The organism is Aquimarina aquimarini (assembly GCF_900299535.1).
Taxonomy (GTDB): Bacteria; Bacteroidota; Bacteroidia; order Flavobacteriales; family Flavobacteriaceae; genus Aquimarina; species Aquimarina aquimarini.
Window position 1 is genome coordinate 52,390 of the sequence record NZ_OMKE01000010.1, and the last position, 15,518, is coordinate 67,907.

Annotated in this window: 15 protein-coding genes; 10 read left to right on the forward strand and 5 right to left on the reverse strand. The window is 29.9% G+C overall.

The features are described from left to right. The first annotated feature begins 10 nt into the window (after positions 1-10). From DG508_RS05475 to DG508_RS05505, 7 genes are all read left to right on the forward strand, one after another. Positions 11-709, forward strand: coding sequence for a hypothetical protein (locus tag DG508_RS05475; RefSeq protein WP_108867167.1), 699 nt, complete (start codon positions 11-13; stop codon positions 707-709). Between the two features lie 16 nt (positions 710-725). Beyond that, on the forward strand, positions 726-1,490 hold the full coding sequence (locus DG508_RS05480; RefSeq protein WP_108867168.1) for a hypothetical protein: 765 nt from the start codon (positions 726-728) through the stop codon (positions 1,488-1,490). Positions 1,491-1,581: 91 nt separating this feature from the next. Beyond that, positions 1,582-1,995: a hypothetical protein gene (locus DG508_RS05485; RefSeq protein ID WP_108867169.1), complete on the forward strand. Its 414-nt coding sequence runs from the start codon at positions 1,582-1,584 to the stop codon at positions 1,993-1,995. A 25-nt stretch (positions 1,996-2,020) separates the two neighbouring features. Beyond that, positions 2,021-2,590 carry a pentapeptide repeat-containing protein gene (locus DG508_RS05490; RefSeq protein ID WP_108867170.1) on the forward strand — a complete coding sequence of 190 codons (570 nt, stop codon included), beginning with the start codon at positions 2,021-2,023 and terminating at the stop codon, positions 2,588-2,590. Positions 2,591-2,611: 21 nt separating this feature from the next. Further along, positions 2,612-2,920, forward strand: a complete 309-nt coding sequence (locus DG508_RS05495; RefSeq protein WP_108867171.1) for a hypothetical protein — start codon at positions 2,612-2,614, stop codon at positions 2,918-2,920. 4 nt (positions 2,921-2,924) lie between these two features. After that, positions 2,925-3,329, forward strand: coding sequence for a hypothetical protein (locus DG508_RS05500; RefSeq protein ID WP_108867172.1), 405 nt, complete (start codon positions 2,925-2,927; stop codon positions 3,327-3,329). 769 nt (positions 3,330-4,098) lie between these two features. Further along, complete coding sequence (locus DG508_RS05505) at positions 4,099-6,141, forward strand: toxin-antitoxin system YwqK family antitoxin (protein ID WP_159090692.1); 2,043 nt, start codon at positions 4,099-4,101, stop codon at positions 6,139-6,141. A 288-nt stretch (positions 6,142-6,429) separates the two neighbouring features. Here DG508_RS05505 and DG508_RS05510 read toward each other — a convergent pair whose 3' ends face one another. Further along, positions 6,430-6,885 carry an Lrp/AsnC family transcriptional regulator gene (locus DG508_RS05510; protein ID WP_234418179.1) on the reverse strand — a complete coding sequence of 152 codons (456 nt, stop codon included), beginning with the start codon at positions 6,883-6,885 and terminating at the stop codon, positions 6,430-6,432. A gap of 218 nt (positions 6,886-7,103) precedes the next feature. On the opposite strand from DG508_RS05510, the gene DG508_RS05515 reads away from it, so the two are divergent. Then, positions 7,104-8,378 carry a cystathionine gamma-synthase family protein gene (locus tag DG508_RS05515; protein ID WP_108867175.1) on the forward strand — a complete coding sequence of 425 codons (1,275 nt, stop codon included), beginning with the start codon at positions 7,104-7,106 and terminating at the stop codon, positions 8,376-8,378. Positions 8,379-8,419: 41 nt separating this feature from the next. Here the strand turns inward: DG508_RS05515 and DG508_RS05520 are convergent, their stop codons facing one another. Next, entirely contained in the window at positions 8,420-8,845 is a 426-nt protein-coding gene (locus DG508_RS05520) for a DUF2147 domain-containing protein (protein WP_159090694.1), read from the reverse strand. Between the two features lie 259 nt (positions 8,846-9,104). Between DG508_RS05520 and DG508_RS05525 the strand changes: the two genes are divergently transcribed. Next, positions 9,105-10,388, forward strand: a complete 1,284-nt coding sequence (locus DG508_RS05525) for a T9SS type A sorting domain-containing protein (protein WP_108867177.1) — start codon at positions 9,105-9,107, stop codon at positions 10,386-10,388. Positions 10,389-10,686: 298 nt separating this feature from the next. Here DG508_RS05525 and fumC read toward each other — a convergent pair whose 3' ends face one another. Beyond that, entirely contained in the window at positions 10,687-12,084 is a 1,398-nt protein-coding gene (fumC, locus tag DG508_RS05530) for a class II fumarate hydratase (RefSeq protein ID WP_108867178.1), read from the reverse strand. A gap of 188 nt (positions 12,085-12,272) precedes the next feature. Here fumC and DG508_RS21160 point away from each other — a divergent pair, with 188 nt between their 5' ends. After that, positions 12,273-12,449 (forward strand): hypothetical protein, encoded by a 177-nt coding sequence (locus DG508_RS21160; RefSeq protein WP_199912760.1) that lies wholly within the window; start codon positions 12,273-12,275, stop codon positions 12,447-12,449. 70 nt (positions 12,450-12,519) lie between these two features. Here DG508_RS21160 and DG508_RS05535 read toward each other — a convergent pair whose 3' ends face one another. Continuing rightward, on the reverse strand, positions 12,520-14,979 hold the full coding sequence (locus tag DG508_RS05535; protein ID WP_108867179.1) for a TonB-dependent receptor: 2,460 nt from the start codon (positions 14,977-14,979) through the stop codon (positions 12,520-12,522). Positions 14,980-15,169: 190 nt separating this feature from the next. Beyond that, positions 15,170-15,511, reverse strand: a complete 342-nt coding sequence (gene arsC, locus DG508_RS05540; RefSeq protein WP_108867180.1) for an arsenate reductase (glutaredoxin) — start codon at positions 15,509-15,511, stop codon at positions 15,170-15,172. Positions 15,512-15,518 lie beyond the last annotated feature (7 nt).

A 15,518-nucleotide genomic window follows, 5' to 3' on the forward strand; every position in this document is an offset into this window, starting at 1 on the left:
TTACATAAAAATGAAAATAGATTTTACGCTTGAAAAGATAGAGTTAACAGCTAAAGATTATTTGAAGTATGTTAAAGACATAATAATTTATTTAAAGTCATATGATGATAATTTTAATGAATTATCAACATGGGATGAAAAAAATAAGAAAGAATTTAGCTTTGAAAATGATTTGTCAAATTTTGATTTAAAAAATTTAGATAAGGTTGTAATAATAAATAATAATATTGCCTATAAAAATCCAGATCCAAGTGATAAAAAATTTGCAAAGAATTCAAAATCTTGGGCAGGTTTTAACTCTTCTTTTACCTATAAAAACTCAAATATTATTCTGAATATATTTCAAGGGTCATATGATAATATGCCTTGTAAATTAGAATTAATATTTAATGATAATAATTTGTCTGAAAATTACATAGTAGACCTTATTTATTTTATTTCTGAAAAAATTAATATCTCTTTTGTTAATGTTATTACCACCAATTTCTTCCTCAGGGTTAGACAAAAAGGTAAAAAGTCAATAGGTTGGATAAATTATGTAAGTAACAAAGATTTTTCAAAGTATTTATATGAAAATGAAGTAAAAAAGATTACCGATAATGGTGTTATTTTTAAAATTTCCGATAAAATGCCATTAGATACAGACGAAGAATTAGTAAATAGATCTATACAATTGGCAAATGAATTAGCTAGGCAGAGTAAAAAGTAATTGTTGTAATTAAATAATGGAAGAATATATATTACAAATAAAGTTCAAAAATAAAGCTATTACTCCTAGAGAGTATATTGCTAAGAGTAAACAAATACTTATTGAACTGGAAAACTTTGATCCAATTTTTAAAGACTTTTTTGGTTGGGGAAAAACAGCAAAAGCTAAAAAAGAATTCAAATCAGATAAAAGCGATTTTGAAAACATTGTTTTTGAGCAAATTAAAAATGATAAGATTGTTTATTATAATGATGATCCTAATGACAAAAAAATGTATTTAGATTCAAAATCTTGGTTACCATATAGCAATTCTTATTCTAATACTACCAAGGTAAATGATGGTCAAATTACAATAGCTATTACTTATGGTGACACAAAAAAAGACATAGGTGTTTTTTTAATTAAATTTCCCAAATGTAATTATAAAGAATTCTCTGATTATAATTTTATTAAAGAATTGATGATTAAATGCACTAGTTTTTTTGATTCAATTTATACGGTCGTTATATCCCATGATTTTATTGATAAGGTTTTAGATAAAAATAAAAAGTTTTGGATTGGCTGGATGACCTATATAAAGAACCAAAATATTCTAAACGAATTATCAAGTAGCAATTTTCTATATCAAAAAGAGCATATGTATGAAGGAACTTTTTTTTCACTGTCAGAAGATAGACCAAATGCAAGTGATGACGTACTTATAAACAAAGTTATCGAAATGCGCAATAAATTAGGGAGTCAAGGGTATTTAAATTATTCAAAGGAATTATCAAATTCTTAGAGTGTATAAAGTATGGTTAAATAGTATTATTAGAGGATTTATTATCAAATAATGAAATGTCAAATGATAGAAATAATTTAGCTTAAAAAGAATGAAATACTATTTAACTAATTGCCTAGGAGAAAAAGGTGAAGAGTCAAATCTAGAAGCCCTCAAAAAAATGATTAAAAATACTTCTTTTAATGAATGGAAAAAGGGTAGTGGTGATTGTGCAATTAATTTTCTTGATACTAATGAGCAGTTAATTTTTTTTAAGCTAGAACAAGGTGTTTTTATAATGCAAGATCCTGACTATCTTATCCCAATGACAGCAGACAAAATAAAGCAGAAAGCAAAAACATTGACACATTATGTAGGGGGAAATGAAATGAATATTCCCGATAGCTCTTTATGTAATGAAGAAGATGCTTTTAAAATTTTAAAAAGGTTTGCACAAAATAAAGAACTCTCAAATAAATATAAATGGATTGACCTTTATGAAATAGAATTTGATCATGGTTTTTAAAGATAAAGAGCTTTAATTTTTTAATATGAAGATAATAGAAAAAATAATTGATCATACAAATTGGTTGAACGATAAAAAAGGTAGCCAACTGGATATCGAAAATGAAGAAATAAGTATTTTTAATTTTGAAAACATCGATTTAAATAGTGGAATTTTTACAAATGTTAATTTTTTTGAAATTGATATTATAAATATAAATTTTAGTGGTTCTTATTTTTTTAATTGTGTTTTTAAAAATATAATTTTTATAAATATAAATCTTAGGAAAAGTGAATTTCACGATTGTCACTTTGTTAATTGTAGTATTGAAAAATCGAATATTACTAAAGCTGAGTTTTTTAATTTAAAAGCAAATAATGTAAGTTTTTTAGAAGTAGATTTAGGTTGGACATTTATTGATAGTTCAAGTTTTGTTGAAAGCACTTTTGATGAAGTTGTTTTAGAGGGTACAATTTTTTCTGATACCAAAACAGTAAACACCAAATTTAAAAACCTTATATTTTCTAAGAAGTACCCTTTAAAATATTCAGAGAATAAGAACATTACTTTTATAGAAGATGAAAAAAAACTTATAAGGAAAACAACTATCATATAAAAATAACAGACAAAACTAGGTTTGCATAGTAGAAATAGAAAAAATAGTGTAAAAAAAATAGTTTTGCTTTTAATAAAGCAAAAAGGAAATATAGATTCTTCTTACTTTTTTAATCAAATATTTACTCGTTTAGGGATTTTTAATTCAGTGCATGATGTAATTGATGATTTATCTAAAGAAGGCTTGATTATGAGCGATGGGTATTTTGATGAAAAACTTGTTAAAGATGGTTGGGATATAGAGTGGGTTTTTAAAGATAAAGGACCTAGCAAAGGACTAAAAGAAGTTTTACAAGATCCACCACCGATTAAGTATAATGTTTTAAAATAAAAAAATGAAATACTCAGATTTAGATAAAAAATTACAAGAAGCTATTGAAAAAGCTGAGAATATTGCTATCGAAAATATAAAAGAACATCAAAGCTTTATGCCATTTATATTACATGGTGAAAAAATGAATAAGGTAAAAAAAATAGTTTCAAAAAATATTGATGAAATTATTGATATTGCGGAAGAAGAAATTGCTGAAATGGAAGATTCTGATATTGTCATACTCATTTATCAAGACATAATAAGGTTAAATGATGGAGATGTTAATTCCATTGTTAGTCAGGTATATGGTTTTGAAGAAGATAGTGGATATAGCTTTGGACTTGGGTATAGAATAGGCAAAGATAAAATACAGTTTTTAAACAAAAGAGTATTTTTAGGGGAAATAAGAAATTTTCTAATGTTTTAATTCTTAGGTTTTTTTCCGTTCGTGCTATTCACTCTAGTATAGTACGATTTATAAATATATCTTTTTAATAACAAAGCTGTGTAAACTACAAGTGTTTTGTTACATCGCTAAAATTAAGAATAGGCTTATCTAGTTTTAGCACCCGAAACCACCAAAGCAGACGAAGAAGAAGGAAATACTACCCGAAATACAGAAAGTGAATCTCCTACAAAACCCGATGAGGATGGACAAGCGTATGAGGAGGGGAGTAATGCTAAAACTTCTGGTCAGCATTTTGATGATATTATAGTATTTAGAGAAAGTAAAGATTTACCAAAATATAAAAAAGAAGACGAGAGCACAGGTACTGCCGCAAAAACAGATATTAATGGTAAATATTTTTATGGGCTTAATCCAAAACTATCCCCAGAAGCGAATGCTTTACGTTAGAAATGGTTTAAGCATCCAGCGAAGGAGTACTCATTGCATCGTGTTTGAGGGAAAACTTCATACACGGTTTGATAAAGCGGCACTGACAGATTATTCTTTCTATATTTGCGATAAACAAAAACTGGAAAAGGATTGAATTGAAGCATTTTTTATATTCTTGAACCAAACGAATTTCAAAGCTTATTAGATAAAAAACTAATAAAAGAATATATTATTTATGAAAATCGGGAATATTCATAGAAAGAGAAAAACTTCTGAGATCACAAGAATTAATTTAATACTTAGTATAAATAGTGATTTGAATATCCTACCTAATTGATAGTTTTTAATAATTATAGAAATGAAAATAAAACAGATAACAACCTTCTTTTTTCTAACCTTTTTGATTTATCATACTACAATGATATCCCAAAATGACACCATTTTTTATAATAAAAAATGGAAAGAAACAACAAAAGATCAAGCAGATTTTTATAGACCTTTACCATTGCAGCAAAAAGGAGAAAATTCTCTTATAAAAGACTATTATATAGATGGATCCTTACAGTTTGAAGGCTGGTCAAAGACTAGTGATTTGGATGATTCTTATGTAGGGAAAGTAGTCTGGTTTTACTCAAATGGTAACAAGAAAAGTGAAGTTACCTATGAAAATGGTAAAAGGAATGGAGCAGAAATAATCTATTATGAGAACGGTAAAATAAAAAAAGAACAACAAATTAAAAATGATCAAATAGAGAACTCAAAATCATATAATAAAGAAGGTAAATTATTAAATACAATTATTTATAAAGATGGATATTCATTTGAAGGTGTAAGTGATTGTTTTATTAAATATAAAGATGGAAAGAGAATAGGAAAAACACTTTATTATGAAAATACTGATATAATAGCGTTTACTAGCGAATGTTCAGAAGAAGGATGTTATAACTGGAATAAAGAAACCTATTATGATATAAATGGAACCATTATACAAGAAAATAAAACGATTAATAATGGTTTAGAGAATGGTAGAGAAATTGAATATTATGAGACAGGATTCTGCGGTTATATAAAATCTATAAAATCTATTAAAACTTATAAGAATGGAAACCCAAATGGGCCATTTATAAAATATGATTTAAATCAAGAAATACTATATCAGGGTATTTATAAAGATGCTCAGCCACAGGAAGGGACTTTTGAGGAAACGCACTTAAGTCTAACTTTTATTTCTGAATATAAAAACGGAATAAAAAATGGAAAGGAAATAGTTGTAAATAAAGAAAAAAAAATAGCCGAAGGTGTTTATTTAAATGGAAAAAGACAAACAGGTACTTTTGTTGAGAAAAGAAATTATGGAGAACCAATTATAAAGAATCTAATAGATGGCATAGAAGAAGGTAAACAAAAATACTACAATGTAGCAAGAGATGTGACTGTGGGATATTACCATGCAAAAAAAGGAAAAAAGCATGGTGCTTACGCTCTATTTGATTATGAAGGAAATTCGATTGCCACAGCCACATATAAAAATGGAAAACCTTATGAAGGTACTGTTGTAACTGGTGGAAAATCAAAATTTTATAAAAATGGAGAACGGTTGAGAGAAAATATACATATAGATCTTGTAGAGAAAGATAAAATGCAATCCTTTTCTAAAGGTTCTGATAAAATTGAAGGGATTTATAATATGGGTGGTTTTGAAATGGCAGGTTCCATTGTTTTTTTAGATACGCATCAGTTTTTCTATTCTTTGAGCGTTGGAAGCCTAGATTTAATTACTTATGGCGCATACCATTTAAAAAATGGGAAACTAAAATTTAAAGTCCCTGAAGAGCAAAAGCAGGCTTATGTAATTTATGGAAGAAAGGATTTAAACATAAAAGATTCTATACAAATTAGTTACTATAATTATAATGCTAGAAGTAAACCATTCATACAATTAAATAAGAAGTGGTATAGTATTGGAACTCTAGAAGAACAGCAAGGAAGGGTAAGACAACGTCATGGGGTTGACCTTTTTAAAATAGATATAGATAAACTATCATCTATGAAAATTGGAATTAAGAAAGCGTTTAATAAAGATTCTAATATTGTTTTACAAAGTGTAATGAAAATGGAGAATGTAAATGATTTTAATGATTTTATTATAGCCTATAATGTAACAAATAGAGAAATTTCTGAATTTGAGAAAAGCACTTTAACTATTAATGGGGAAAACATAATTAATGGTAATAAGAAAAAAACAATCACAGAGGAAGAAAAAGAAAATGTCTTAGATTATATTATAGAAAATAAATCTTTTCCATATTATATTAGGAGCAATACATTTCAAAAAATAAAGCTTCATTCAGAAGAAAGTAATCAAAAAATCCATACATATTTCCCGCTAACCAAGAAGTAAAGAATAAATTATACCAATTATATGAGTTGTGCTTTATAAGCATCGATATCTATAAGTTTAGAGATATATCGCAGCCTTGCTAATTCCAGAGTTACCTCCTGTGATTAATACTTTAGCATTTTTAATAGCCATGATACTGTGCAATTTTATTGCGGTAAATTCAAAGTGTAAATGGTATTACTTCGAAATTAATGGTTCGTTTTAAACAAATACTTATGCTTGTCCCGAGATAGTGTATCAAAAATACACTATCAATTCTAAAATTTTTGTTAAGCAGGTCGATATTTTTTAGGGTATAGGGAGGTATGAAAAATCTTTGACCTCTGTCATTACAAAAGAGCTCTGTACTTTAGAAATATTTTCTAATGAAGCCAATTTGTTGGATAAAAAATCCTGATACTGTTCCATATTTTCTGCATAGATCTTGATCAAATAATCAAACATACCTGCAACATGATAGCATTCTACAACTTCTGGAAATTGTTGAATGTCTTTTTCAAATTTTTTCAAATAATCTGTTTGATGTAAGTTTAATGTAACATTACAAAACACCATTAATTGTAAGCCTACTTTTTTGCGATCAAGGATGGCTTTATAAGATTTTATATACCCTTCTCGCTCTAGTTTTTTTACTCGTTCAAAAATCGGAGTAGTCGTAAGATTTAAACGTTCAGCAATCTCTTTGATGGTAATTTTGCCATCTTTTTGTAGTAAAACAATGATTGATCTATCAATTTTATCCAAAATATTTTTCTTTAATAAGGCATGTATGATATCAAATATAGAATAAAATTCTTTTTGATTGTTGTTGTGGTAATATAAATTCTGTATTTGAGTATATAAATGGTTTTTAATTCTTTATTGAGTAGCTTTATAAAAGATATAACTGATATCGCTATCAATGTGTTGATAAGGAGGTTGTTATTCTCAATTAGGTGATGTATTAATAAATAAAACTATAGATGAAAAAGCACGATTTGAATCCAGAGAGTTTAATGATGACGTATGGTTATAAACCAGAATTGTCTGAGGGAGCTATTAAATGTCCAATTTTTCAAACATCAACTTTTGTTTTTAAAACGGCAGAAGAGGGGAAAACTTTTTTTGAATTAGCATATGGTTTAAGAGAGAAATCACCAAAAGAAGAATTAGGGTTAATCTATAGTAGGATTAATAATCCTAATCTTGAGATTCTAGAAAACCGTCTTTGCTTATGGGATAAAGCAGAGGATTGCGCCGTTTTTGAGAGCGGTATGTCTGCAATAAGTACAGTGCTTTTAGAATTTCTCACTCCTGGAGATGTATTAGTGTACAGTAATCCATTATACGGAGGGACAGATCATTTTATTAAGCATTTTCTTACTAAAATAGGAGTACATACTGTTGGAGTAATGCCAGGGCAAAGTGTAGATGAGGTAATCAAAATGATTGAAGATTCTGGCAAAGCAGATCGATTGGCAATGATCTATCTAGAGACACCTGCAAATCCTACCAATACAATTGTAGATATAGAAAAATATAGTCTGATAGCAAAAAAGTACAGTACCGAGCAAAGAAAAACACTACTTGCTGTTGATAATACATATATGGGGCCATTATGGCAACACCCTTTACAATGTGGTGCTGATTTGGTATTGTATTCTGCTACAAAATATATAGGGGGGCATAGTGATTTGATTGCAGGAGCAGTTTTAGGAAATGCAGAGTTAATGGTACGAGTAAAAACATTACGTACCTTTTTAGGGAACATGATAAGTCCACATACTGCGTGGCTATTACTCAGAAGTTTAGAAACTCTAAAGGTGCGTATGGATCAACAAACGCAAAATGCTCAGGTAATTGTAGATTTCCTGAATAATCACCCAAAGATTAAAAAAGTATATTATCTAGGATTGTTAAAAGAAGGAACAGAAACTTATGAAACCTATAAAAAACAATGTTCTGCCCCTGGAGCAATGGTATCTTTTGATATTATAGGAGGAGAAAAAGAAGCTTTTATGTTTCTTAATAATTTACAATTAATAAAATTAGCGGTAAGCCTGGGGAGTACAGAGAGTCTGGCGGAGCATCCAAAAACAATGACACATGCAGGGGTAGAAGAGCAACAAAGGCAACAAATGAATATTACAGATCAATTGGTTAGGATATCAATAGGAGTAGAGCACTCTAAGGATTTGATACTGGATTTAGAACAGGCTTTAGAAAAAGTAAATATTGCTGTTACTATGGAGCGATAACTATTAGGAATCGATGCTTTGTTTTTTGTATGAGTTAAAATTTAATGGGTAACTCTAGTGGCTTTAAATGTTTTAAATAAAAAACTTTTATAGGCTCTGATGTAGCATATGTCTTTATCGTCGCTGTTAATCCATACTTTTACATCATAAATTTTACCACTATCTGCATTATAAATAGTTCCATCTGATAAAACACCGTCATTATATTGTAATTGGTCTAAAATAATCATACCCAATAAAGGTCTTTTTTGGAGTTCTTTGTTTGGGTTTTTATTATCTAAACCATTGAGATTACATAAAGGATTGTCTGCTCTTTTATCAATTTTACCAAAAAAAGTATCTCCTTCCTTGTAGATTTCGATAATGGAACCTCCTTCAATTTTCCATTTCCCAATGTAAGTCTCAGGACTTACAGTAGAAGAAGATATAATAAAACAGGAAATTAATAAGATTGTAATAAATTTCATTGTTGTAAACATACTGATTAAATTGGATTAATTCCTAAGATTATGAGTAAATGATTTATCTTTTTGATAGTAAGTTTCAGATGTTCAGGAATTTAGTTTGTGTTAATTTTTTAATAAAATAATTTTTGTGTTGAATATATAAAAAAATGATAGTTACAGACATAAAGAAGAGAGCTATATACAATGGTTCTTTATTCGTTTTTTAGAATATTGTAAAATTGCAACACGTATTTATTAACTATTTTAAAACACAAATCCGATGAAAAAAATTAAACAAATAACTGTATGTGTTGCAATTATTTTTTTTACAACATTTACTGTAAAAGGGCAATCTAATCCATTACCCGAAGGGTTACCTGATTCAAGAATTTCTTTAACAATAAATAATCAACAGGTGTATATTCCGTATTGGAGAAATCTTAAGCTGGGAACCAGAAGAACTAATATTACAAATGCAATTATAGCTTTTCATGGTATCAATCAATATGGTAAATCAATGTATGACAATCTTAAATCTGCTGCAAAATCTGAAGGACAATTATCAAACACGATTATTATTGCCCCTATAATGATGGAGCTGGATCATATAAATTATCATAAGTTGGATAAGAGGACATATGCTTATTGGACATCTAGATGGAAATTTGGAGACCTTTCTCAAAACAGTAATAGGGTTAGTTCGTTTACAGTGATAGATGAGATTATTAAGATTTTGGTAAGAAGTAATCCTAATTTGAAAACACTTACAGTAACTGGGTTTTCTGCTGGTGGACAAATGATTAATAGATATGCAGGAGGAGGAAGAGCTCAGTATACAATATCTAGCGGAACAAAAGTGCAATATGTTTCTTATGCACCTTCAATATACTTATACCCGGGACGTTATCGTAGGGTTTCAGGATCAGAAACTCAATTTGCTTTACCAAATACAAATTGCAGTAACTACAATGATTATGAATTTGGAGTTGCAGGAAACTTAAATTCATATATGAGAGCCACTGGAGCTTCAAGTATTAAATCAAATATGAGAAACAGAACAGTATATCAAATGGTTGGTTCTAAGGATACAGGAACAAGATTTTTGGATGTGCGTTGTGGAGCTAATTTGCAAGGAAAGAATAGATACCATAGAGCAAGAATTTATACAAACTATGTTAGAAAGTACTATATGGAAAATGATAATAAAAAGCTATTAGTTGCAAGAGGGTATGGCCATAGTGCAAGTGCTTATAAAGCAGGCAATGTAAGAAAAGTGTTTTTTCCAAGCCGAAACAAGCAGCTTAATAGTGATATTATAGTAAGTAATCAATTTGAAGATCTCAAACTATTTCCAAATCCTGTAGAAAACTTTTTACATATTAAATCATTTAAAGAAGATTCTGATTTAAAATATTCTATTATGAATACAACTGGAGAGTTAGTGAAAGAAGGAAAATATTCTTCTGAACCTATACCATTACATGATTTAAAATCGGGAATGTACTTTATGCAAGTACGTAATGATGATAAGCAGGTAAGAAAAGCTAAGTTTATCAAACAATAATATTCTTATACCAGTTATACTTTGAATTTACTGTAAAAAAGAAAATCAGCTATTTTTTGTTTATGTAAAGAAGAAAAAATCAGCATAGCCATAGCTACGATTAATTTTTATTCTGAAGCATAGGCGAAAAAGAGAATTTTATTGCGGTAAATTCAAAGTGTAAATGGTATTATTATTTCTATTTAATAGGATTATTTCAGGTATATGTAAAAAAACCGTTATTATATAATAACGGTTTTTTTGATACTAATTTATGGTTCTTTAGTTTGAGTAACTAAAGAAAGAAATATTTTTAAGACTATTTTAAAACCCCTACCATATCTTCTGGTTTTACCCATTCGTCAAATTCTTGTTCTGTAACATATCCTAATGCGACAGCTTCATGTTTGAGAGTAGTTCCGTTTTGATGTGCAGTATTGGCAATCTCTGCCGCTTTATAATACCCTATTTTTGTATTTAGAGCAGTAACCAGCATCAACGAGTTATTTAATAGTTCAGTAATTCTTTTTTGATTAGGCTCAATTCCCTGAGCGCAATGTTCATCAAAAGAAACACAAGCATCACCAATCAATTGTGCACTTTGAAGCAAATTAGAAGCCATTACAGGTTTGAATACATTTAATTCAAAATGTCCTTGCATACCCCCCACATTAATCGCTACATCATTACCTAGTATTTGTGCACATACCATAGTCAATGCTTCACATTGAGTAGGGTTTACTTTACCTGGCATGATTGAACTACCTGGTTCATTTGCAGGAATAATTAATTCACCAATTCCACTTCTTGGTCCAGAAGCCAGCATACGGATATCGTTTCCTATTTTGTTTAAGGCAACAGCTATTTGTTTTAAAGCACCGTGGCTTTCTACAAAAGCATCATGTGCAGCAAGTGCTTCAAATTTATTTTCTGCAGTAATAAAAGGTAAGCTAGTAAACTGAGCGATAAACTCTGATACACGCTTGGCATATCCTTTTGGAGTATTAAGCCCTGTTCCTACAGCAGTTCCTCCTAATGCTAGTTCTGCCATATGAGGTAACGTATTTTCTAAGGCTTTGAGCCCATGATCTAATTGAGATACATATCCTGATAATTCTTGACCAATAGTAAGAGGAGTAGCATCCATAAAATGAGTACGTCCTATTTTTACAACATTTTTAAACTCTTCAGATTTTTTCTTTAGAGTATCTCGTAGTTGAGTAATTCCTGGAATAGTAACTTCTACTATTTTTTTATAAGCTGCAATATGCATTCCTGTAGGGAATGTATCATTAGAAGATTGAGATTTATTGACATCATCATTTGGTTGTAATGTTTTATCGCCTTCTCCAATTGTCTTACCAGCTATTTGATGTGCTCTATTGGCAATCACCTCATTCACATTCATATTACTTTGTGTACCAGAACCTGTTTGCCATATTACCAAAGGAAATTGATCATCGTGTTTTCCTTCTAGTATTTCCTCACATACCTGTGCAATAAGGTCTCTTTTCTCAATAGGTAAAACACCTAATTCACAATTTGTATACGCAGCCGCTTTTTTTAGATAAGCAAAACCATATACGATTTCTAATGGCATAGATCCTGCTGCCCCAATTTTAAAATTATTTCTAGAACGCTCTGTTTGTGCTCCCCAAAGCTTATCAGCAGGTACTTTTACCTCGCCCATCGTATCCTTCTCTATTCTATATTCCATTTGGTAAGATGATTTGTTTTTTAAGAGTGCAAATTTAAAACATTTACCGCACTATTTCTGAATAAAGACGCGACTTTTTGTCTATATAAACCACCAGAGTAAGAGTTTTAAAAATAAATTATATTTCTGCTATGACATATACATAAGAGTTGTTATCTTTGTCGAAATTTGAAAATTAGAATATCGTTATGTTTGAATTCGATCAGTATCTTGGTTTTTTAGCATTCTTAACAATCCTTACCATTGGATTTTGGTTAATGATTTTTTTGTTAACTTTTGTAATTCCTTACTGGATTATAGGAGCTAATCTTGAAAACTTTAAATTAAGAAGAGAAGCAAAACGCAAAGAAAAAGAATTGGTATAACGCCTAGATATAAAACAAAAAAAAAGGAAGTCATTTGACTTCCTTTTTTTTTGTTTTATAATTTTCTTTTCTATCCTTCAAATTCATTATTCCCATTAAACTCTCTTTGAGAACGTTGCCTTTTCTTTTTCTGATTAAACCTATACGTAAATGACAGGTTAAAACTACGTTCTCTCCACTGAAATTCATTTTCTGAAATAAAAGTAGGAGTAGTAGAAGTGCTCATTCGTTTTCTAGAGTTAAATACATCACTGATATTAAATGTAAGTGATGCTTTTTCTTTGAAAAAATCCTTGCTAAAAGCCAGATTTGTGCTAAAAACAGCTTTGCTTTCATTTTGAGCAGTTTTATTAGGACCTACATACATCATATTGGTCTGCCAATTTATTTTGGCGGGTAGTGTTATCTTATTACTTAATCGGGCAAACCAACTGAAGTTTTCTGCATCGAGATTCTCTCCGTTATGTTCTCCTTGTACACTGTTGTGAAAAGCATTGAAATTACCATTGATTCTCCACTTTCTATTAGGATTATAGGTCAACGTAAATTCAAAACCATATCGATCAGAACTACTTAAATTGATAGGATTTCTTTTGATAACAGGGACTTCTGTTCCAGGATTGTTTTCATCTGCTCCTATGATTGCGGTTTCTCCTGTGTCCTCGGCAACAAAAGTGAATACTTGAGTAGCATGATTATAATAAATAGAAGTATTCAAAGTTACTTTTCCTATTTTATTAAGGTAACCTAAATCAAAGGCATTAGAATAGCTAGGGTCGAGATCAGAGTTTCCTTGAAACAAGTTGGTGACGCTAGATCTTGATGGAAAAGGGTTGATAAATCTAGATCTTGGTCTGCGTAATCTGCGATTATAACCAAAAGTGATACTTTGTTTTTGTGAAATCTCATATCCTAAATTAATTGTAGGAAATAGGTCGGTATAGTTTTTTTTATTCAGATCATTACTTGTTTTTTGATCGATTGTGATTTGGGTATTTTCCATTCTAAGCCCTAAGAGATATGAAAATTGCCCCCATTTACTTCCCCATTGGGAATACACAGCATTTATATGTTCTTTATAAGCTAGCGCATTTGACAAGTCAGTATTTGTAGTTATAGTATTGTTGTCTTCTAATTGAACGAGGTAATCAGTATCTATTTTATTAAAATTACCTCTATATCCTAGTTCAAATTGACTTTCTTTTCCGATAGGAAGTGTGTAATCTGCTTGTAAGAGAATACGATTTTGCTCTTCAAGTGTGTTAACAATTTCAATAGCAGTTATATTTTCTTGTGTAATTCTGGATCGCTCATCTTCATTGGTGTTTTCTATCTGAAAATCAAATGTTAGTTTTTGTCCACTATCATCAAAATCTTTTGTGTAGTTAAGTACGTATTGTTTGGTAATGTCATCCTCAATTTCAGGATCAAAACGAGCGTTCCTACTTAGAGTTTCCCCATTCATATCTAATTCTGTAATACTATTGCTAGTATTACTAGTATTATCGCCTGAATTGTATAGGAAAGATGTTGTGATAGAAGAAGTATCATTAATATACCATTCTACACCTATATTAGAGTTTATACTTTTTCTGATTCTATCAAATTCTCTTTCTTCGTCGATAAAAGTATCAGGATTATCTAGTCCGTTTGAGTCAATGTTTAGGTATCGTGTTTGAGATAATGAGTTCCCTGGCACTTCTCTATAATTATACCCAGAAGTAGTAAAGAAGTTGAAATCTCCTGTTCGATAATTAAGGTTACCAGAAACACCAGCTGTCCAAGGATAGCCACTATTTACAGTAATTGCCCCGTTCATACCTTGTAGTTTGCTTCGTCTTAAGATGATATTTAAGATACCAGCTGTTCCTTCTGCATCATATCGTGCAGAAGGAGAGGTGATCACTTCAACTCTTTCTATAGATTCTGCGGGTAGTTGTCTCAATGCATCAGTACTATTTAAACCAACCAAACCAGACGGTTTACCATTGATCAAGATTCTTACATTGTCATTACCTCTCAGCGCTACATTACCTTCTACATCTACAGAGACAGAAGGTACATTATCTAATGCATCGCTTACAGTACCACCACTTACAGTAAGGTCCTTTCCTACATTGTAAATCTTTTTGTCTAATTTGATTTCTACCGTTGTTTTTTCTGCAATAACAACAACATCATCTAGAGTTTCTGTATCTAATCCTAGTTTGATGGTTCCGAGATTTGTGTTTTTGAATAATTTTTGTTTATGAATAGTTTTCTTTTTGAAAGAAATAAATTCGATACTTACATCATAGACCCCTGCATTGATTTCTATAGTGAATTTTCCATTTTTATCAGTAATTCCTCCTGTAATAATTTTTTGTAATCTAGGACTGTAGAATGCTATGGTCGCATATTCTAAAGGCGTGTTTGTGTCCTGATCTAGTACCAAACCAGATACTTGTATAGGTTTGTTTGGAAAGCCTCTGTCTTGAGAAAAGACAATAAATGTAGAAGAAAGAAATAGGAGAAATAAAAGTTTATTCATGTTTTAGTCATTGAATTGGTGCTAAAAATATCGAAGCAGATACTAGAAAGCGGTTAATGATTTGTTAAATGTAACTAAGCTACAATAGTATAAATTCTATTGTAGCTTAGTTAGTACATATTTTACTAAGACAAGAAAAAACCAAAAAGGTTTAATGAGAAAAGAAATATTTTCTGGAAAAGAAGAAATTCTATAAAATATCCAGCACTTTTTCAGGAGGTCTTCCAATAACAGCTTTATTGCCTTTTACAACAATTGGTCGCTCAATAAGTTTTGGATTATTGCTAAGTATAGCAATCAACTCAGTATCCGTAAAGTCTTTGCCTTTATAGTTTTCTTTCCAGATAGCTTCATTTTTTCTTACCAATTCTATAGGAGATATTCCAAGGAGTTTGATAATCTCAGTCAATTCTTCTATAGAAGGAGGGGTTTGAAGATAATTAACAATGTTGATTTCTTCCTTTTGTTCCTGAACTATAGCAAGGCATCCTCTTGACTTACTACATCTTGAATTATGATAAATTGTAATCATCTTTATT

Coding starts and splice junctions, on each gene's coding strand:
- DG508_RS05490 (WP_108867170.1), top strand. CDS start 2,021: ATGAAGATAATAGAAAAAATAATTGATCATACAAATTGGTTGAACGAT.
- fumC (WP_108867178.1), bottom strand. CDS start 12,084: ATGGAATATAGAATAGAGAAGGATACGATGGGCGAGGTAAAAGTACCT.
- arsC (WP_108867180.1), bottom strand. CDS start 15,511: ATGATTACAATTTATCATAATTCAAGATGTAGTAAGTCAAGAGGATGC.
- DG508_RS05505 (WP_159090692.1), top strand. CDS start 4,099: ATGAAAATAAAACAGATAACAACCTTCTTTTTTCTAACCTTTTTGATT.
- DG508_RS05480 (WP_108867168.1), top strand. CDS start 726: ATGGAAGAATATATATTACAAATAAAGTTCAAAAATAAAGCTATTACT.
- DG508_RS05475 (WP_108867167.1), top strand. CDS start 11: ATGAAAATAGATTTTACGCTTGAAAAGATAGAGTTAACAGCTAAAGAT.
- DG508_RS05485 (WP_108867169.1), top strand. CDS start 1,582: ATGAAATACTATTTAACTAATTGCCTAGGAGAAAAAGGTGAAGAGTCA.
- DG508_RS05500 (WP_108867172.1), top strand. CDS start 2,925: ATGAAATACTCAGATTTAGATAAAAAATTACAAGAAGCTATTGAAAAA.
- DG508_RS21160 (WP_199912760.1), top strand. CDS start 12,273: ATGTTTGAATTCGATCAGTATCTTGGTTTTTTAGCATTCTTAACAATC.
- DG508_RS05535 (WP_108867179.1), bottom strand. CDS start 14,979: ATGAATAAACTTTTATTTCTCCTATTTCTTTCTTCTACATTTATTGTC.
- DG508_RS05515 (WP_108867175.1), top strand. CDS start 7,104: ATGAAAAAGCACGATTTGAATCCAGAGAGTTTAATGATGACGTATGGT.
- DG508_RS05525 (WP_108867177.1), top strand. CDS start 9,105: ATGAAAAAAATTAAACAAATAACTGTATGTGTTGCAATTATTTTTTTT.
- DG508_RS05520 (WP_159090694.1), bottom strand. CDS start 8,845: ATGAAATTTATTACAATCTTATTAATTTCCTGTTTTATTATATCTTCT.